At 67.4% G+C, this 19,174-nt stretch carries 16 protein-coding genes; 6 read left to right on the plus strand and 10 right to left on the minus strand.

Going from position 1 to position 19,174, the window contains the following annotated elements; all coding sequences use genetic code 11:
• A partial coding sequence (locus G9E11_RS15465; protein WP_190608315.1) for a C40 family peptidase occupies nucleotides 1-487 on the plus strand: 487 nt, incomplete at its 5' end.
• A gap of 51 nt (nucleotides 488-538) precedes the next feature.
• On the opposite strand, the gene G9E11_RS15470 is transcribed toward G9E11_RS15465, so the two are convergent.
• From G9E11_RS15470 to G9E11_RS15480, 3 genes are all read right to left on the minus strand, one after another.
• Nucleotides 539-1,390, minus strand: coding sequence for an ABC transporter permease (locus G9E11_RS15470; protein WP_190608318.1), 852 nt, complete (start codon nucleotides 1,388-1,390; stop codon nucleotides 539-541).
• Nucleotides 1,391-1,535: 145 nt separating this feature from the next.
• On the minus strand, nucleotides 1,536-2,576 hold the full coding sequence (locus G9E11_RS15475; RefSeq protein WP_190607295.1) for an ABC transporter ATP-binding protein: 1,041 nt from the start codon (nucleotides 2,574-2,576) through the stop codon (nucleotides 1,536-1,538).
• Nucleotides 2,573-3,745, minus strand: coding sequence for a LolA family protein (locus G9E11_RS15480; RefSeq protein WP_190607297.1), 1,173 nt, complete (start codon nucleotides 3,743-3,745; stop codon nucleotides 2,573-2,575). Before G9E11_RS15480 ends, G9E11_RS15475 begins: the two co-directional genes overlap by 4 nt.
• A 153-nt stretch (nucleotides 3,746-3,898) precedes the next feature.
• Here G9E11_RS15480 and G9E11_RS15485 point away from each other — a divergent pair, with 153 nt between their 5' ends.
• Nucleotides 3,899-4,558: a DedA family protein gene (locus tag G9E11_RS15485; RefSeq protein ID WP_190607300.1), complete on the plus strand. Its 660-nt coding sequence runs from the start codon at nucleotides 3,899-3,901 to the stop codon at nucleotides 4,556-4,558.
• A 70-nt stretch (nucleotides 4,559-4,628) separates the two neighbouring features.
• Here G9E11_RS15485 and G9E11_RS15490 read toward each other — a convergent pair whose 3' ends face one another.
• Together G9E11_RS15490 and G9E11_RS15495 are read right to left on the minus strand one after the other, a co-directional pair.
• Complete coding sequence (locus G9E11_RS15490; protein ID WP_190607303.1) at nucleotides 4,629-7,385, minus strand: PEP/pyruvate-binding domain-containing protein; 2,757 nt, start codon at nucleotides 7,383-7,385, stop codon at nucleotides 4,629-4,631.
• 3 nt (nucleotides 7,386-7,388) lie between these two features.
• On the minus strand, nucleotides 7,389-8,426 hold the full coding sequence (locus tag G9E11_RS15495) for a universal stress protein (protein WP_190607305.1): 1,038 nt from the start codon (nucleotides 8,424-8,426) through the stop codon (nucleotides 7,389-7,391).
• A 492-nt stretch (nucleotides 8,427-8,918) separates the two neighbouring features.
• On the opposite strand from G9E11_RS15495, the gene G9E11_RS15500 reads away from it, so the two are divergent.
• The gene (locus G9E11_RS15500; protein WP_190608320.1) at nucleotides 8,919-9,551 is read left to right on the plus strand and encodes an FAD-dependent monooxygenase; all 633 of its coding nucleotides are present in this window, start codon (nucleotides 8,919-8,921) and stop codon (nucleotides 9,549-9,551) included.
• Between the two features lie 72 nt (nucleotides 9,552-9,623).
• On the opposite strand, the gene G9E11_RS15505 is transcribed toward G9E11_RS15500, so the two are convergent.
• The gene (locus G9E11_RS15505; protein ID WP_190607308.1) at nucleotides 9,624-10,214 is read right to left on the minus strand and encodes a copper resistance CopC family protein; all 591 of its coding nucleotides are present in this window, start codon (nucleotides 10,212-10,214) and stop codon (nucleotides 9,624-9,626) included.
• A gap of 113 nt (nucleotides 10,215-10,327) precedes the next feature.
• Between G9E11_RS15505 and G9E11_RS15510 the strand changes: the two genes are divergently transcribed.
• Together G9E11_RS15510 and hutG are read left to right on the plus strand one after the other, a co-directional pair.
• Nucleotides 10,328-11,767 carry an NCS2 family permease gene (locus G9E11_RS15510; protein ID WP_190607311.1) on the plus strand — a complete coding sequence of 480 codons (1,440 nt, stop codon included), beginning with the start codon at nucleotides 10,328-10,330 and terminating at the stop codon, nucleotides 11,765-11,767.
• 160 nt (nucleotides 11,768-11,927) lie between these two features.
• A complete protein-coding gene (gene hutG / locus G9E11_RS15515) occupies nucleotides 11,928-12,908 on the plus strand; it encodes a formimidoylglutamase (RefSeq protein ID WP_190607313.1) in 981 nt (326 codons plus the stop codon).
• Nucleotides 12,909-12,958: 50 nt separating this feature from the next.
• Here hutG and G9E11_RS15520 read toward each other — a convergent pair whose 3' ends face one another.
• Complete coding sequence (locus tag G9E11_RS15520; RefSeq protein WP_190607316.1) at nucleotides 12,959-15,157, minus strand: transglycosylase domain-containing protein; 2,199 nt, start codon at nucleotides 15,155-15,157, stop codon at nucleotides 12,959-12,961.
• 99 nt (nucleotides 15,158-15,256) lie between these two features.
• Nucleotides 15,257-16,561 (minus strand): cation:proton antiporter, encoded by a 1,305-nt coding sequence (locus G9E11_RS15525; RefSeq protein WP_190607318.1) that lies wholly within the window; start codon nucleotides 16,559-16,561, stop codon nucleotides 15,257-15,259.
• Nucleotides 16,562-16,791: 230 nt separating this feature from the next.
• Here G9E11_RS15525 and G9E11_RS15530 point away from each other — a divergent pair, with 230 nt between their 5' ends.
• Entirely contained in the window at nucleotides 16,792-17,052 is a 261-nt protein-coding gene (locus tag G9E11_RS15530; protein WP_190607320.1) for a hypothetical protein, read from the plus strand.
• A gap of 113 nt (nucleotides 17,053-17,165) precedes the next feature.
• Here the strand turns inward: G9E11_RS15530 and G9E11_RS15535 are convergent, their stop codons facing one another.
• Both G9E11_RS15535 and hutH read right to left on the minus strand, forming a co-directional pair.
• Entirely contained in the window at nucleotides 17,166-17,402 is a 237-nt protein-coding gene (locus G9E11_RS15535; RefSeq protein WP_190607323.1) for a hypothetical protein, read from the minus strand.
• Between the two features lie 164 nt (nucleotides 17,403-17,566).
• Nucleotides 17,567-19,159, minus strand: a complete 1,593-nt coding sequence (hutH, locus tag G9E11_RS15540; RefSeq protein WP_190607325.1) for a histidine ammonia-lyase — start codon at nucleotides 19,157-19,159, stop codon at nucleotides 17,567-17,569.
• Between the last annotated feature and the right edge of the window lie 15 nt (nucleotides 19,160-19,174).

Below are 19,174 nucleotides of genomic sequence, written 5' to 3' on the forward strand. Positions count from 1 at the left end.
GGCCCGCCCTGCTCCCGCGTTAGCACAGCCCGCGCCCGGACGGCCGGCACCCGCCCCCGCGCCGGCGCCAGCGCCCGTTCAACCGGCGCCGGTTCAGCCTGCCCCCTCCCCCGGCGGTTCAAACCAGGCGGCCATTTCGGTGGCGATGGGCAAGGTGGGGTCCCCGTACTTCTATCAATATGGCGGCACGGGCGCGTACGGCTTCGACTGTTCGGGCCTGGTCCAGAACGCGTTCGCGGCCATCGGGAAGCAACTTCCGCGCACGGCTGCGGAGCAGTTCGCCCAGGCGCCCGTCCACGTGCCGCTGTCCCAGGCGCAGCCCGGTGATCTGCTGGTTTGGGGATCGGCGCCCGGTTTCTACCATGTGGCGATCTACCTCGGCGGCGGCAAGGTAGTTCAGGCGCTGAACCCGTCTGCGGGCATCACCGTGACGGAGCTGAGCATGATGGCCGGCATGCAGCTCCACCCGGTCGCTGCGCGGTACTAGCTCGGCCCGCCACTAACCCCCGAGACCGGAAACCGCTGCTCGGGGAAACCGCTAGGACAGCACATCCTTGCTAACGAACCTGCCGTACGCGAGCGCGCCGAACGCTGCGATGTAGCCCGCCTGCAACAGCGCATTGTCACCGAACGAATCCCAGCCGATGGGTTGGCGAAGCAGGTCTGCGAAGCCGAACCAGTGGTGCGTGAACAGCCACGGGTGCAGCCACTCCAGCTGGGGCAGCTGGTCGAGCACCTGGGAAACGACGGACAGGACAATCGTGGCGGCCATGGCGCCGACAGGCACGTCGGTCAGTGTGGACAGAAACAGCCCGATGGCCGACAAACCGAGCAGCGACACAGCCTGATAAGCGGCGATCAGCAGCATCCTCACCAGCGCCTCATCCGGTTCCACAAGGTCGCCCGAGAGCAGTGCCACCGGACCCACTGGGAAGAGCACCCAGCCAATGCCCGCGCCGGCGAGCGCCACTGCGAGCGGAGCGGAAATACAGAACACAGCAGCCCCGGCATACTTCACCAGCAGCAGGCGCACCCTGCCGGCCGGCGCCACCAGCAGGTATCGCAGCGTGCCCAGTCCGGCTTCCCCGGCAATGGTGTCCCCCGCGACCACGCCAATGGTCAGCGGGAGGAACAGCGGAACGGAAACCAGCATCGCGGTGACGGCCACGAACAGGCCGTTCTGGCTGATCCGGTCAAGGAACGCCGGCCCCCTCCCCGCGGGAACGGCTGAGGAAACGCGGACGACGACGGCGATCACCACCGGGATGGCGGCCAGCGCCAGGAGCATGGCCTGGGTCCTGCGACGGCGGAACAGCTGCTTCAGCTCCGAAGCGAGCAGCGAACCGCTGGACGGCCGGCGCCTGGTACCCGGCGCCGGGCCGTCCCGCACGGTGAGCCGCTGCACCGCCGGTTCCAGCGCCGCCGGCCCGTGTCCATCCGGTTGCTGCACTGCGGGCTCCTGCGGTGCGGGCTCCTGCGCTGCGGGCTCCGCAGCTTCCGGTTCCGGCATTGCTGCCCCCTGTGCCGCCGGCCGATCACTGTGCGACATCGAAGCCCTCCCCCGTCAAAGCCACAAAGCGGTCCTCCAGGCTGCCACGCTCCACGGTGAACCCGCGCACGCGTACGCCGTCCGCCACGAGGGCAGCGACTATCGCCTCCGGCGCCACGCCTCCGTTGGCGGCTGGGAGCCCAGCCATGCCATCAAACCCGGCGCCACCGGAGAGCCCTGCTGTCCGTTCAAACCCTGCCCCAATAGGCAGGCTGGAGGTAATGACGGCATCCACTCCGTCTGGATGACCCACAACCGGGGACAGACCGAACCGCACCAAAACGCCCGAGGCCGAACCGGCGTCGGGCGTCACCAGGCGGAGCTGCGTGGTGCCCGACTCGCGCAGTCCGGCCAGGGGCCCCTGGGCCACCAGCCTTCCGGCGCTCATGATGGCCGCATGGGTGCAGATCTGCTCCACTTCGGCCAGCAGGTGGCTGGAGACGAACACGGTGGCGCCGTCAGCGGCGAGGGACCGGACCAGGTTCCGCACCTCCCGCGTGCCCTGCGGATCCAGCCCATTGGTCGGTTCGTCCAGCACCAGCAATTCGCGCCTTGCCAGCAGCGCGTTGGCTATCCCCAGCCGTTGCTTCATGCCGAGGGAGTAAGCCCGCACCTTCTTGCGGGCGGCATGGGAAAGACCCACGCGTTCCAGTGCTTCAGCCACCCGGGCACGGCGGGTGGCCGGCGCGGCGTGGCGGTCCGCAGCATCAAAGCGGTGCAGATTTGCCGCACCCGAAAGGAAAGGATAGAAAGCAGGCCCCTCCACCAGCGCACCGACCCTGGGCAGGACCTCATCCAGCTGCCGCGGCATGTCCAACCCCAGGACCCTGACCTCGCCCGCGGTCGGCGCGGCGAGGCCGAGCATCATGCGGATAGTGGTGGTCTTGCCTGATCCGTTGGGCCCGAGGAAGCCGAAAACAGAGCCGCGCGGCACGGCCAGATCGATGCTGTTGACCGCCAGCTGGTGGCCGAACCGCTTGCTCAGCCCTTTCGTCTCGAGCGCAAGAGCGCGGCCAGCGGCTGTCACCTCGCGGCAGCGGCGGCCTGGAGCCGCTCCAGGGGCACGGAACCAACGAACGTCCGGCCGTCGTCGGTCAGCAGGACATTAACCAGTGATGTGGAGATAGCCCGCCCGCCCTGGACGGTCACGGTCGCCTGGCGAAGCAGGGGATCATTGAGCAGCCGGTCGACTGATTGCTTCCCAGACTCGCGGGACTCGGACGGCGCAGAAGCGGAGGGGGCCGGAATGCCGACGATCCGTTCCCACCCGGAGCCGGTGACGGTGGGGGCGTGCCCGCGCCGGTCCTTATTGTCCGTGCTCCTGCCAGCCAGGTTCTTGTCAGCCAGATCCTTGTGGGCCCGGTTCTTGTCGGCTTGGCCATTCGTGCCGTTGGGCTTTGCCGGCACCGCAAGTTCCTTCACCGAGGCACCCGGCGGCGGCGAGAAGTTGAACAAAGCCGGATCGGGAGCCCCAAGTGTCAGGCTGGAGAAAGCGGTACGGAACGCAGGCTCCTGCTGCCCGCGGGCCCGTACCTCCACGCTCAGCGGCATGCCGTTCTCACCGTCCACGGCCACTGCCACTGAGCCCACCAGGGTGACGTCCGAGCGCGGCGTGAGAACCAGGCTGTATGCCGCCCTGCCTGCCACCTCGGTGTCTTCGGCCACCGCTACTTCGGTGCTGTTGTCCAGCTTGCCAAGCATCTTCGCAGCCAGTTCCTCCGGCGTTGCCACACCTGCCGGCATGTCATGGCTGCGGGCCTCCTTCGACGCCGCAGCCGGAAGCGTGACGTGGGTGGCCGTGTTGTCCTTCGAGTTGTACAGCCACAGCTCATTGCCCTGCCGGACGGCGTCGCGCTCGGCCATCCGGTCCATCACCTGCATGCGGGCCTTGGTTGGTCCGTCGACGTAGACGCGGGCGCTGTGCGGCCCGGTCAGCAGCTCGGCGAGGGAACCCGTCCCCGCACCCGAGGTGGGCCCTACCTGCGGGACATCCGGCAGGCCGAGTTCGGAGGACTGCTCCAGCGTGCCGGAGAAGGACTTAGTCTGGTGGTGTCCGATCATCGCCAGCACCTGGGCGGGTGTCTTCTCTGGCAACGGATCCCGGGCGCTCGCGGGCAAGGACCCCGCCAGGACTCCCGCAGCTATCACAGCAGGTACGGCCACGGCGGGTGTCCACCGCAGCCAGGTCGCAGTCATGTCAACTCCGCTCCGACGTCGCAGCTCATACCCTCAGGGTACGCCTCGGCCTCCCATGTGGCAGCCCCCGGCCGGGCTGTCCGCTTTCCCTGTCGCGCCCAGTGGGCCAGACTGGGTGGGACGCCGTTTTCCAGCTTCCAGGAGCCTTCGCCAATGCGCATTCCCGGTGCCACATCCAGTCCGGCCGACGAACTGACAGGCATCGTGGGCTTCGCCGCCCAAGCCATCGATGCGCTCGGGGAATGGGGTGTGGGACTCTTTACTTTCCTTGAGACGGTGTTTCCGCCGATTCCCAGCGAAGTGATTCTTCCGCTCGCCGGGTTCCTGACCCGGCAGGGATCCCTCAACCTGGCCCTGGTCTTCGTGACCAGCACGCTGGGGGCGTATCTGGGCGCTCTCGCGCTGTATTTCCTGGGCGCGAAGGTGGGGCTGGAGCGTTCGATCCGCTGGCTGTCGAAGCTACCGCTGGTGGACCGGGAGGACTTCGAGCACGCGGACGCCTGGTTCCGCCGCCACGGCAGGTCGGCGATTTTCTTCGGCCGGCTGCTGCCCGGCGTGCGGAGCCTCATTTCGTTGCCTGCGGGCGCCGAGAGGATGCACCTGGGCACCTTCAGCATTTTCACCATTGCCGGCAGCGGCATCTGGAACGGCGTGCTAATCGGCTTCGGCGTACTGCTGGGCCGGCAATACGCAATGGTGGAGCAATACTCCCGCTACCTCAACTACGCCGTCTACGCCGCCCTGGCCCTCTTTGTGGTCTGGCTCTTTGTCCGGCACATCCGGCGCGGGAAGCCGGCACAGGACCGGAAGTAGCCCCCGGCTTCAAGGCAGCGCACTAGCCGCCCCGACCTCCGGCAGCCGCCAACCCCAGCCGCCACAGCCCTCAGGCGCCGGGCACCACGGTGCCGGCGCCGCCGTCGACCGTCACTTCCTGTCCAGTCCGGAGCAGCGAGGTGGCGTCAGCGACGCCCACCACGGCGGGGATGCCGTACTCCCGGGCCACCACGGCGCCGTGGGAGTTGGGGCCGCCCATCTCCATCACCAGGCCGCCTGCCGTGAGGAACAGCGGGGTCCAGCCCGGATCGGTGGACGGCGCCACAAGGATTTCCCCCGGTTCCAGGTGGGCACCCACGGGTTCGAGGATGACACGTGCCGGCGCCGTCACCGTCCCCGCCGACGCCGGGCTCCCGGACAGTGCCCCGGCGGCGGTTCCGACGGCGGTAAGCAACGTTTCCGGTTCCGTTCCGTCCGAGAGCAGCATCCTCGGGATGTGGCGCCGCTCCAGTTCCAGGTAATAGGCCCCCTGCCGCTGTGCCACGAGATCCTGCATGTCCGCACCATCCAGCGCCCGGTGAGCTTCGGCAAGGTTTAGGAAGAAGATGTCCTCTGCCCGGGCGAGCCGTTTCTGTTCCGCCAGCACGGCTCCGACTTCGGCCAGCTGCTTCCGGACCTCCGCCAGTGCCAGGACGATCTGGAACTTGGGAAGTTCACGCAGCCCGGCGAAGAGCCGCGCCCGCCGCAGGGCCGCTCGGACGGCCACGGCGCGGAGGCGTCCCCTCGAACGGGCCTCGGCCACCAGCCGCTCAATCTGTGCATCTGCTTCGGCTGCTGCCTGGCTGAACTGGCGGTCAGGGGCCCGGTCCGGGTCCTCCAGCCGGAGGTAGTTCATCAGGACGCCAAGAATATGGGTGGGGTCGTCCCGCCAGCGGGGCATGCCGACGTCAATCTCGGCCACAGCCCGGTGCCCGTACCGCGCCAGGAATCCTGCCACGCCGGTCTGGGCTGCGGCCGGCAAGTCGCCCGCGGCGAAGCGCTGTGCCAGCACCGTGGGGGGATGCCCCGTAAGTACGGCCAGCGATTCCGCGTCGGACTTGATCGCCGTGGCGACCCGCCACAGCTCGAGGTCCATCTCGGTGGTCACGTTGTTGGGCAGGCCGCGGAGGACAGGCTGCAGGTCGGTGTTTCTGCTTCCTGCGGTGCCACCCTCGCGGCCGCCGTCCTCGCCGGCACCAAAGAGTCGGCCGGCGCCCAGGAGTTTCCCGGCGAGGCCGAGCATGGCGAAGCCCAGGCCGGCAAGCGGGAGCACGGCCGGCAGGTTGGGGAAGAGCCGCGACAGTATGCCCTCGGCATGGTTAAGCCGCGCGCGCGGGGAAGCACCCTGGGGCAGTTCCAGCGCCGCGTTGAACTCCGTGGTGAAGCGGTCGAGGCGTTTGAGGGCCGCCTCAGGACGGACCAGCGCCCGGATCGCTGCTTCCGGCACGCGGGCCCGGGCAGCTATGGGAAGCACGTGCTTGAGGAGGTCCCACGGTGTGCGGCGGGTGATCGATAGGCGCGGGTCGTCGAACACGCTGCGCAGGACTTTTGCGGAGCGCGCCTCCATGACGTCAAAGACCCGGGGAATGATCCGGCGGCCCACGGCGCTCCGGGCGGCTGCGGTCAGGTCAATGAAGATGCGCTCTCCGGCTTCGACGTACGGCGGCGGCCCGCTGCGGGGGTCCGGAACGTCGAAGCCCGCAGCGGCAGCAACTGATGAGCCGATCCGCCGGAGGGCGGCAAGTCCCATCGGAGTCAGCGGCCGGGTAAGGCCCTGGGCGAGGCTGAAGCACAGGTAGACACGCAGGTCCTCCCCCGGGCCGGGCCGTTCCTGCTCTTTCTCCGGGAGGGTTGCCTTCTCCGGCAGCGGGTACAGCGTGGTGATGGGCCGCGACTGGGTCAGCCAAATCTTTCCGGCGACGTCGAGCGCCCACTCGGTGTCCTGCGGGGCGCCGTAGTGGGCCTCGGCCTTGCTCCCCAGCGCCGTGAGTTCCCGGATCTGCGCGTCGGTCAGGCACGGCTGGTTTTGCGCGCCCGGGCCGGGTGCCGTCTGCTCGACGGATTCGGTGCCTCCCGCGGGCAGCGGCCGGACAGCCGTGCGTTTGTCCCCCAACCGGCGCTGCAGGATGGAACCGGATGCGGTGTCCACCAGGAAATGGTCCGGATTGACGGCGCCCGACACCACTGCCTCGCCAAGCCCTGGGCTGGCGTCGATCACAGCCTCCCGGCGCCTGCCGGTGACCGGGTTCGCGGTGAACATCACGCCCGCCGCCTCCGCGTCCACCATCCGTTGAACGACGACGGCGAGTGCCACCGTTGCGGGATCAATGTTCCGGCTGGCGCGGTATGCCACCGCCCGGTCAGTCCACAGCGAGGCCCAACACTTCCGGACGGCGTCCAGCAGCGCCACAGCGTCTATGACGTTCAGGTATGTGTCCTGCTGGCCGGCAAAGCTGGCGAAGGTAAGGTCCTCGGCGGTGGCTGAGGACCTCACTGCGACCGGGACGCCGTCCAGCGCCCGGTAGGCCGTAAGCACCTCCCCGGCGATCGCCGTCGGCAATTCTGCCGAGGTGATCAGGCTGCGGGCCCTGGCGGCCAGTCTGGCCAGGGCTTCGAGATCATCTGCCGGGGTGTCCTGAAGGACGCGGTGCACGTCTGCAAGGCCCAGTGGCTCCACGGCCTGGACGTAGGCCTCGGTGGTGAGGCAAAACCCGTCCGGGACCGGGAGGCCAGCCGAGATCAGCTCGCCAAGGTTGGCAGCCTTGCCGCCGACCTCCGGCAGCATGGAGGCGCTGAGGTCCCCGAGGCCGAGCACCAGGCCGCCCATGCGCTAAGAGGCGCCGAGCATCGGTCCGAAGCTGGCGCGGTCGGCGAGCCGGGGGTCGTCCCTGTCCGGCACCACCATTACGGGGCTCTTGGCATGGTGCAGGACGCCGTCCGACGTCGACCCCAAAAGCATGCCGGTGAAACCGCCGCGGCCGCGGGTGCCTACGACGATCAGCTCAACATGCCGGCTGGCCTCCACCAGCACATCCACGGGCGACCCATCCAGCAGCCGGGTCTCAATGGCCAGCCGCGGGAAATGGCTCTGCAGCCAGGCCACCCCGGCCTTCAGCTGGACCTGGATGTCGGCGAACAGCGCTTCCCGGTCCAGCGGGGCCGGAACCCAGGCAAGGGAGCCGCTGTACTGCGGCACGGCGCAGATCACGCGCAGCGGCGCACTTAGGCGTTCGGCCTGCTCCGCGGCTTCCAGGACGGCGACGCGGGCCTGCTCGGACCCGTCCACTCCCACCACGACAGCTTTTTCCACGGGGCCGTGGCCGGCCTTGGCCTGCTCCGCGCGGATGTGCTTGTCCTGGGTGGTCTCGCCCAAGCGGTCGGAGCAGATCAGCGGAACCGTTACCGTGGGGCATTTGGCGTGGGCGGGGAGCGCGCTGCTCACGGAGCCGAGGAGCCGCCCAACAAAGCCACCCCGCCCGCGTGTGCCGAAGACCAGCAGTTCGGCGGTTTCGGACAGGTCGAGCAGTACGCCCGAAGCGTCCCCGTTCTCGACCGAGGCGCTGACGCTGATGTTGTAGCCGGCCACCTTGTCCACTGCGTGCTGCAGGATGGCCTCCGCGCCCTCGCGGATCACCGAGTCGTCCACGGTGGCATAGCCGCCGTCGAGTCCGGAGGCGGCAAAGATGGGCACGGAGTAGGCGGTGACGATATGGAGCGGACTACGGCGGCGTTCGGCTTCGCGGGCGGCCCACACGAGGGCGCACTGGCCGTGGTCCGAACCATCGACGCCGACCACGATTCCTTCGGGTCTCGCGTGCCGGGCACCGCCATCCCGTGCCGGGTCGGGATGCAATTCGTGTGCGTCCATGTGGTCCGCCTCCTCGCGATACTGCCTGATGATGCGGCTATTCTGCCAGAAGCAGCCTGTCTAGCCGGCACCGGCAGGCCGTCCGGTTCCCGGTTACGTACAGCCTGCGCTTAAGAGCAACTATTCTCGGTCCGCGATCTCTTAGCAAGCGGGTCATCCGCGGCTTTTTGGCGCCTTTCGGAAGGCAGTTTTCCTGCCTGTTCCGGGTGCTCTTCCGGCACCGCTCCGGGTGCTCTTTCCGCACCGTTCCGGTTGCCCTTTCCGCACTGCTCCGGGTGCGCCGGTAGCGCCGTGCAAAGCCCCGCAACACAATGCTTCGGATGGGGTATCCAGCGACCGAAAAATTCTGTAATGTCGAGGCACTATCGATCCGGATTGTGCCCCATCGCACATCCGGGGATGGCTTGTGTCTGCTTGCTGGGGCAGTGGACTGTGCACGGCGATGATGCCCTGCGCTTCGAAATTCTCGAGGAGGAAGTTGTAGTGTCACGCATGCCTGGTCTCAGCGGCGCAGAACGGACCACCACTGTGGTCATAGGCACCGGACTTCCCGGCTTGGCAATCGCCACGGAACTCCGGCGACGCGGCGTTGATTCAATCATCGTCAGCAGGCTCGAATCCCCGAGGGGCGGCCAGTCATTCCAGAAATCCGCGCCGCAGCGGTGCGACGATGCCGAGGCAGCCTCGCTCCAGGAGCGGAACGAAATCCTCCGGCACCTGCGCAACTACGCGTCGAGCCACCAGCTGGATATCCGCAGCGACACGTCTGCCCTGTTGCTCGACAAGATGGGTACAGGGCAGGAAGCCTCGCTCCACCGCTGGGCCGTACACACCCCGGACGGCGTGCTGCTGGCCGACCACATCGTGCTCACCCGCTGCGCCCACAGCCAGCTGCGGCGCATGCTCACGGACCTCGGCATCTCCATTGGGGCCAACCTCGTCGCAACCATGCGTGCCATCGGCATCTACCTGGTGGGCGTTGGCGAGCTCATCACGCCCACGCCGAAGGAAGTCCTGCGCCAGGCAAAGGTGGTGGGCCAGGCCATCTCGGCGAAGGTCTACCCGGACAGCGTGCCCTCAATACTGACCGGAAGTTTCCCGGCGCTGCCCGCCGGCGCACTCTGAGGTCGCGATACTCAGGAGCCACGGCTCCCTGAAGCCGCGGCACTCTAACGCCGCGGCTGTCCGAAGCGGTCGCTAGTTCCCGTCGCCGTCAGGCTCGTCACTGACGCTGAGCCGCCGGCGGGCCAGCACACCCAGGGTGATGAGCAGGCCGAGGGCCACGGCTGCGAATATCACGATGCTCCACGGGAAGGGTTCCGAGGAATCCGGCGCTGTTCCCGTGGCCTGGGTTGCCCCCGGCTGTGGCGTACCGACGGTTTGGACCGGCGCCGCCGCTGCCCCCGCTGCAGCCGCCGTGGCAGTAAAGGAGAACGTGCCCTCTATCGGATGGGAGTCCGAGCTCACCACCCGCCACACGACCGAGTACTTCCCGGCAGGCGCGCCTTCCCGCAGGTTCTGCGTGGCGACGTTGTCCACGATCTCCACCTTGCCGTCGGCCCAGTCGGTTCCGGCGGCATCCGTCACCTTGACCTGGGAACCGAGCCCCAGCGGGGTGTTGTTGAAGGTTATCGAGACCTTCGCGGGCGCCGTCGCCACGGTGGCGCCGTCGGCCGGGCTGCTGGATTCGGCGGCATCGTGCGCGGAAGCGGGACCTGCCGTCAGTAGCAGGGCGACGAGCGCGAGCGCGCCAAGGAGGGCGGACAGCAACTGGCGGGTGAAACGCATGGGCGGACTACTCCTAGTGTTGACTTCCTTACAGACTAGGCGAATTTGCTGGGACGGCACCCGGCAACCTACTAGGATTCAAGTAACCCCCCAACACTCTCACCGGAGGACTAATGCTCAAGCAGGGCTCTGCACTGGACCGGTACTTCAAGATATCCGAACGGGGGTCCAACCTCTCCCGCGAGGTCCGGGGCGGTTTTGCCACCTTCTTCGCCATGAGCTACATCGTGGTGCTGAACCCCCTGATCCTGTCCGTTGCGGACTCCTCCGGGGCCACACTCGGTTTCCAGGCCGTCGCCGCGGTCACGGCCTTTGTTGCCGGCATCCTGACCATCCTCATGGGCGCGTGGGCCAAGCACCCGTTTGCCATGGCCACGGGCCTGGGCGTCAACGCCTTCGTGGCCGTGACAGTGGCCACTAACCCGGGGCTAACCTGGCCGGACATGATGGGGCTGGTGGTCCTCTCCGGCGTCACCATGATGATCCTGGTCCTGACCGGATTCCGGACCGCCGTGTTCCGGGCCGTTCCGGACGGGCTCAAGACCGCAATCGTGGTGGGCATCGGCCTGTTCATCGCCCTCATTGGCCTGGTCAACGCCGGCTTTGTCCGGCGCGTCCCGGACGCGGCCGGGACCACCGTTCCGGTGGGCCTGGGCTTTGACGGCAAGCTCCTGGGGTGGCCAACCCTGGTGTTCGTCTTCGGCCTGATCCTGACCATCGCCCTGCTGGTGCGCAACGTCAAGGGTGCCATCCTGATCGGCATCGTCGCCTCCACCATCCTGGCCGTCATCCTTGAGTTCACGCTGCACATCGGCCCCAGCTTCGACGGCAAGAACTTCAACCCGCAGGGCTGGTCCCTGGTTGCCCCCAAGTTCACCGAATGGGCGGCTCCCGACCTCTCCCTGATCGGCAAGGCCAACCCCATCGGCGCCTTCGGCCATCTGGGCGTTGTGGCTGCCGCGCTGCTCGCCTTCGTGATCCTGCTCAGCATCTTCTTCGACGCGATGGGTACCATGGTGGGCCTGGCCAACGAGGCCGGAACTGTGGACAAGGACGGCAACATCCCCAATGTTGACCGCGTGCTGCAGGTGGACGCCCTCGGCGCCATCGTCGGCGGCGGCGCCTCCGTGTCCTCCAACCAGATCTACGTCGAGTCAGGCGCGGGCATCGGCGAGGGCGCGCGGACCGGCCTGGCCTCGATCGTGACCGGCCTGCTGTTCCTGGTGGCCATGTTCTTCACCCCGCTGATCAACCTGGTGCCCTTCGAGGCTGTGGCCCCGGCCCTGGTGGTGGTCGGCTTCATGATGGTGGCCCAGATCGGCAAGATCCACTGGCAGGACTGGGGCATCGCCTTGCCCGCCTTCCTCACGTTCACGCTGATGCCGTTCACCTATTCGATCGCCAACGGCCTGGGCGCCGGCTTCATCTCCTACGTCCTCATCCGGACCTTCCAGGGCCGCACCCGCGAAGTGCACCCGCTGATGTGGGCCGTCGCGGCAGCCTTCGTCCTGTTCTTCGCCATTGGCCCGATCGAACAGGCGCTGGGCATGTAGCAGCCTCCGCTTCCCCGCCGCTGAGATGGCACTTGGCGGCAGTGTTCCCCAGTGACACTGCCGCCGAGTGCCATCTCGCGCTTAAGCGGGTTCCGGTATTCCAGACATCACGACGGCGGCGCTGCTGGCTTTCGCTGTGTCCCTGCGGTGAGCTTGAAGCATGGACTTTCCCGCGCTCTCGGTTGACGCTGCACCCCGCCCCTGGACAGGCCGTTTCGACGGCGACGGTGCAGCGCACCGCAGGTGGTGGCAGGCCGTGAACCCGGGCACCGGTACCACTGCTGCGCTGCACACTGCCGCCCCGAACACCCCGGCCCCTGCACAGCGCCCCGCCGTGATCCTCGGCTTCTGCAGCGATGAGGGCGTGCGCCGGAACAAGGGCAGGACCGGAGCTGCGGCCGCCCCTGCGGCCGTCCGCAGTGCGTTGGGCCCTTTGGCCTATCACTCGGACCGGCCCGCTGCGGACGCCGGCGACGTGGTGGTCCGCGACGGCGAGCTGGAGGCCGGCCAGGCCCGCGCAGGCCTCGCCGTTTCCGCGCTGCTCGACCGCGGCCACCTCACCTTGCTGCTGGGCGGCGGCCACGAAACCGCGTACGCGAGCTACCTCGGCGTGGCGGGGTCCCGGGCGGTCCGCGATGGCCAGCGGCTGGGCGTACTTAATCTCGATGCCCACTTCGACCTCAGGGATGAGGCCGCCCCCAGCTCGGGGACTCCGTTCCTCCAGATGGCCCGCGCAGAAGCGGCCGCAGGACGCGAACTGAAGTACGCCGTCGTCGGAATTTCCGAACCCAACAACACGCGGGCGCTGTTCAGCACCGCCGAGGAACTGGGGGTGCGGTACCTGCTGGATGAGGACTGCACTGCCGGGGCGGCGGAGGCTTTTGTGGCGGATTTCCTCAGCGGGATCGACGTGCTGTACCTGACCATCGACCTTGACGTGCTGCCGGCGGCGGTGGCTCCCGGAGTCAGCGCCCCGGCCGCATATGGCGTTCCACTGCCGGTGATCAGTGCCGTCTGCCGCCAGGTGGTGGCCAGCGGCAAGCTGCTGCACGCGGACGTCGCCGAGCTGAACCCGGCCTTCGACATCGACAATCGGACGGCCCGGGTTGCCGCGCGGCTGGTCAGCATCCTGCTGGGCTAAGCAGCTGCTTGCCCGGCCAGCTAATTCGCGGGCCGGGCAATCTGTGCCCGCTAATCCTTGGGCTTGGGCTTGGGCTTGTGCGACGGCTTCGGGGCTGGCCGGGCGGGCGCCTTGGGCTTGGCCGCAGGCTTGCTGACGATCGACGCCGGGGGCTTGGGGAAGGCGCCCGCCGGATAGAGCCGCGCCACCTGGAGCATGTAGTTCGCCCACTGCGGGCCCGCGATCATGTAGCCGTCAATGCGGTCATAGTGCTTGCCGTTGACAGTGAGATTCCGGCCCGGTCGCTGCTGGCCCTCCAGGGCGTCCCCGAAGAACGAGGCCGTGGCCAGGCCTGTGGTGTAGCCCAGCACCCAGGTGGCGCCGTTGCTGTTGTTGGTGCCCGTTTTGGCCGCCACGGGCACGGTTTTCTGCACCTTCGGGTTGATGTAGATGCCCGAGCCCTTGTTGAGCATGTCCTGAAGGGCCTTGTTCACTCCGCGGACCACGCTCTTGTCCACGCTGTCGCTGCACTTCTGGGCGTCCGCCGGAAGCCTCTTGCCGGCCATGTCCGTCACCCCGGCCAGGGCCACCGGCACGCAATGCCGGCCGTCGGCCGCGAAGGTGGCAAAGGCGTTGGCCATGGTCAGCGGAGCAACCCCGGTGCCGCCCAGAAGGTTGCCCAGCTGGTGCATGTTGATCGGTGTCCCGTCCAGCCCGCTGTGGAGCCCGACGGCGTTGACCATGTTCTGGATCCCGCAGAAGTCCAGCTGGGCGGCTTCGGCAAAGGTGGCCGTGTTGATGGAGTTAAACAGCCCGTAGTCCGCGGGCATCTTGCGGTAGTAGCCCTCCGAGGCGTTCTGGAGGTCATCAGCCGTTTCGAGTCCTGCCCTGCGCTGCTTGGTGCTGTAGCCGCCGGCCACTTTGCCGCAGGAGGACCGCCAGCGGAATCCCAGCGGGTACTCGCGCTTGGAGGCGTCCAGCACCGTGGTCATGGTCTTGCCCTGGTGCAGCCACTCGGCGAAGGTAAAGGGCTTCATGGTGGACCCCGGCTGGAACCCGCCAGCGCCGTTGAGGTCGTTGCCATTCGCGTCCTTGGCGTCCACGTTGAAATTCAGCTGGGTATCAAACTTCCCGGGCCGTGGCAGGTACACCGTGTTCTGGGCCATCGCCAGGACTTTGCCGGTCCCCGGCTGCACCGTGACCAGCGACGCGCCCCACCTGTCCGGATTGGCGCCGGCTGTGGCGTTCACCTGCGCCTGCGCCCTGGCCTGCAGCCGGCTGTCCAGTGTGGTGGTGATGGTCAGGCCGCCGCGGAAGAGCCGCTTTTCGCGCGCTTCCGTATCCGCGCCGTAGGCCGGGTTGTTGAGGAAGAGGTGGGTCACGTAGTCACAGAAGTACGGCGCTATCGTTGCGGCGGCGCATCCCTGCCGCGAGGGCTTGACCTTCACGCCCACGGCGGACTTCACGGCGGCGTCATACTGCTTCTTGGTGATCATCTTCTGCTTGAGCATTTCGCCGAGAACCTGGTTGCGGCGCGCCAGGGAGTTCTTGGGGTTGGCCACGGGATCGTAGAAGCTGGGGCTGTTCACCAGGCCCGCGAGCAGTGCCGACTGGGGCAGGTTCAGCTTGCTGGCCGGAACACTGAAGAAGTACTGCGCCGCCGCCTCGATGCCGTACGCGCTGCGGTTGAAGAAGACGATATTCAGGTAGCCCTCGAGGATCTGGTCCTTGGTGAACTTCTTTTCCAATGCCATCGCGAGCCGCATCTCGCGCAGCTTGTCCCCCATGGTCTTCTGCCCGCTGAGGACCACCTGATCCTCACGGCCCTCGGAAATCAGGGACTCGTTCACAATGTTGGTGACGTACTGCTGGGTGAGGGTGGAGGCGCCCTGCCGGTCGCCGCGGGTCAGATTGCTGGTCAGCGCGCGCAGGATGCCCTGCGTGTCGACGCCGCTGTGTTCATAAAAGCGGCTGTCCTCGATGGCGACGGCGGCCTTCCGGATGAACGGGGACATCTGCTTTAGGGGCACGCGGACGCGGTTCTCGGAATAGAACGTGGCGATGAGTTTGCCGTCCGCCGTCAGCATGCGGGTGGTCTGCGACGGCGCGGGCACCGCGAGCTCGGTGGGGAGGCTGTTGAAGTAGGAAATGGACCTGCTGACCGAGGTGCCGGCGAGGGCGGCCCCGGGCACCAGGAAGCTGGCCGCGAGGACCCCGCAGACGCAGCTGACAAGCACGAACCCCAGCAACTTTGCCACGCCGAGAGCCATACGGGGTATCAACCTTTTGCCTGCCATGATCCAAGCTCACCACACCACCGGAGTGAATACAGAATATTCACGGCCCGGGACCCTGCTTCCTTCCCCGCATCAGACCGGCGTGTGGGGGGCCTTTCCCTCGTCGCCGAATTTCTCGGCGGCCCTGCGTTCGCGCAGCCGGTCCAGGCGTTTCATGACCGGCGCCGTGGTGGCGCCATGCAGCACCACGGACATGGCCACGACGAGTGCGACGATGCTCCACAGGTACTCCGCCCGGTCCCCGAAGGCGCCCTGGCCCAGCGCGTAGGCCAAGTAATACAGGGACCCGATGCCCCGGATGCCGAAGAAGGAAATGGCGATCCGTTCCCGGGGACCGGTCTTGCCGCGGGCCAGTGCCAGCCAGCCGGACAGCGGACGGACCAGGACCAAGAAGGCCAGCGCAACACCCACCTCTGCCCAGCCGACGTCGGCCAGCAGGCCCCGCGCGATCGCTCCGCCCAGGAGGACCAGGATGACCACTGTCAGCAGCCGCTCCAACTGTTCCACGTAGGAGTGAAGAATGCGGTGGTAACCATGGGTGCGCTCCGCCGCCCTGATGGTCACAGCACATACGAAAACCGCGATGAAGCCGTAGCCCTCGATCATTTCGGTGACACCGTAGGCCAGGAAGGTGGCGGCCAGCGCAACGAAGCCCTCAGAGTGGTTGGACAGCCGGATGCTATCGTGCCTGGCGGAGAAGAAAAGCCGGGCCAGCGCCTTGCCCGTGCCGTAGCCGAGCAGCAAACCCGTTCCGATGCGCCACAAGACGTCCACGCCGAACCACTCCGGAAACCAGGCCGACGGCGCCGTCCCCACAAGGCTCATGGCAATGGCCAGGTACACAAAGGGAAAGGCCAGCCCGTCATTCAGTCCCGCCTCCGAGGTCAGCGTGAACCTGACCTCGTCCTCCTGGTCGGTGCCCTCCTCCTCGTCGGCCGGCTCGCCCACCTGCACCTCGGAGGCCAGGACCGGATCCGTGGGTGCCAGTGCGGCGGCCACGAGGAGCGCGGTGGCGAGTCCCAGGCCCAGCAGCCAGAGTCCGAGGAGCGTCAGGCCCAGCATGCACAGGGGCATGGCAATGCCCAGCATCCGCCAGGTGGTCGCCCAGTTCCGCCGCCCCACCGAACGGTCGAGCGCCAGCCCGGCTCCCATCAGTGAAATGATCACGCAGATTTCGGTCAGATGCAGCGTCAACTCGGGGTGCTGAAGAGGGCTCGGATCCGGAAGGTTGGGAAGCAGGCCGAAGGCGGCCGCGCCGGCGCCCAGGAACACCATGGGCATGGAGATCGGAGCATTGCGCAGCGCCTTTGGCAGGATGGCAGCAACAAAGACGGCTGCGCCCGCCGCGGCGAACATGATGCTGGCACCTTCAAACACGGTCGCCTCCTGCGCCGTCGGCCTCTCAGACCTCACCAACACTAGCGCTCGGAGCGCCGCCGGGGGCTTTCCGCCGGACGCAAAAGGGCTGTGTGCATGCGCTGGCATGGAAGAATGGTTGATGCGACAACTGTCGTCAACATGCTTGTCAAATGACAGTCATCTTACCTTTGTGCTGATTCCCGGTAGAATGGGCTACTGCCCCCGGCAGAACCACAGAAAGTCAGTACATGAGCACAGCAACTATGGAGCGCCCAACCGCTCCTACGAGCGACGCACGCTCCGCGGATGCCCGGTCCATCGACCTGGCGTTCACGAGTGCCGCCCAGGTCCACGACGGCCTGGAAAGCGCGGTGGAGACGCTGATCGAAACGGCTGCCCAGGAAGGCACCTGCGGCATCAAGGTCACGCGCCTCGAGCCAGGCCGATACACGGTGGCCCTCGACGAGTCTGTTCCCTTCGGTGAAACACACGAGGACATCGCGGCCTAGCACGCGAAAAAGCCCCCGATCCTGGACTCATTCTGGCCGAACGGCCGAATGATCCAAGGTCGGGGGCTTTTTGTTTTCCGGTGCGCGACCTGCCGCGCGCGGCTTCAGCCGGACTACATCCGGCGCACCTGCACGCCGTCGGACTTCATGAAGAGCTGCGATTCCGCCACTCCGCCGCAGATAACCCACAGCACGTTTCCGCTCCGTGAGACTTCCTCCACCTCGCCTGCCGCAATGACATGAGCATGCTTGATGATCTCGACCCGCTCGCCCACGTGCAGCGATCCCCAGTTGGAAACCGTAGCTGCGTGTGCGATGCGTCTGGACAGGACTGTCCCGCGTGCTTTCATTTGAACTTCTACCCCTTTGTGGATGTTCTTTTCCGCCACAGCCTCTTTGATGTGACTTTTACTACACCTTCAGTTCTACTACACTCTTCGGCCTTCGTGTGGCGCGTTGCAGAGTATTTCGGCACCGCCGGCAAATGGTTGCCGGCGGTGCACTTTGTTCACCGTCAGACGAGGTTTCCGACGGCGGATTCGGCTGCCGCCCGCACCGCACCGGAGCCGACAAGCCGATCGGCGGCCTCGAGCTCCGGTGAGAGGAACCTGTCCGTGCCCGGACCGCCGACGACGGTCCGCAGCGCTTCGATTACGGCCGCCCCCGCAGGACCCGGGGTCAGCTGGCCATCGGATAGCTGCGTGCGCATGTCTATCGCCCGTGCCGAAGTCACGAGTTCGATCGCGAGAACGCGGCGGAGGTTCTCCACGGCCTTCCGGAGCTTGCGGGCGGCGTGCCAGCCCATGGACACGTGGTCCTCCTGCATGGCGGAGCTCGGGATGGAGTCGACTGAGGCGGGCACCGCGAGCCGCTTGTTGTCCGAGACGAGCCCGGCCTGGGTGTACTGGGCGATCATGAGTCCCGAGTCCACGCCCGGATCCGCTGCCAGGAACGCCGGCAGGCCGTGCGAACGGGCCGGGTCAAGCATGCGGTCCGTGCGCCGTTCGGCGATGGAGCTAAGGTCCGCGACGGCGATGGCCAGGTAGTCGAGCACGTACGCCACCGGGGCGCCGTGGAAGTTGCCGTTGGAGCTGACCCGGCCGTCAGGCAGGACCACGGGGTTGTCGATGGCGGCCGCGAGTTCACGGGAAGCCACCAGCTCGGCGTGGTCCACCGTGTCCCGGACGGCGCCCGCGACCTGGGGGGCGCAGCGCAGTGAGTATGCGTCCTGAACACGTGAATCGCCCACGCGGTGCGAGGCCACGATGGCCGAGTTGGACAGGACCCGGAGCATATTGTCCGCACTGGCCGCCTGGCCGGGGTGCGGCCGGAGGGCGGCGTGCAGCTCGGGCAGGAACACCTGGTCGGTGCCGAGCAGCGCCTCGACGCTGAGCGCGGCGGTGATGTCCGCCGTCGTGAGCAGTTGCCGCAGGTCCGCAATCGCCATCAGGAGCATGCCCAGCATGCCCTCGGTGCCGTTGACCAGCGCCAGCCCTTCCTTCTCGGCGAGTGTCACCGGTTCGATGCCGTGCGCGGCGAGCAGCTCAGCAACCGTGGGTCGGCCGGCGACGCCGTACAGTTCGCCGTCGGGTCCGGTCGCTTCGCCTTCGCCCATGAGGACCAGGGCGCAGTGGGACAGCGGTGCGAGGTCGCCGGAGCAGCCCAGCGAACCGAACTCCCGGACCACCGGGGTGATGCCGGCGTTGAGCACGTCCACCATGGTCTGCAGGACCACGGGCCGGACGCCGGTGCGGCCCGAGGCGAGGGTCTTGGCGCGCAGGAAAATGATGCCGCGGACCACTTCGCGTTCCACCGCGGGGCCCATGCCGGCCGCGTGGCTGCGGATCAGCGACTTCTGCAGCTGGGTGCGCAGCTCACCGGGAATGTGGCGGTTGGCCAGCGCCCCGAAGCCCGTGGAAATGCCGTACGCGGGCACGTCGCTGTGGGCCAGTTCGTCGATGTGTGCGCGGACCTTCGCGACGGTGTCCAGGGCGTCCTGTGAGATGGTCACCTTGGCGTCGTGGCGTGCGACGGCGACGAGGTCCTCAGGCGTGGCACCGCTAGCACCGAGGGTAACAGTGAGCGGTTCGTGGGTTGTAAGTGTCATGATTCCTACTTTGTT

This window comes from Arthrobacter ipis (genome assembly GCF_014694315.1).
GTDB classification, from domain to species: domain Bacteria; phylum Actinomycetota; class Actinomycetes; order Actinomycetales; family Micrococcaceae; genus Arthrobacter; species Arthrobacter ipis.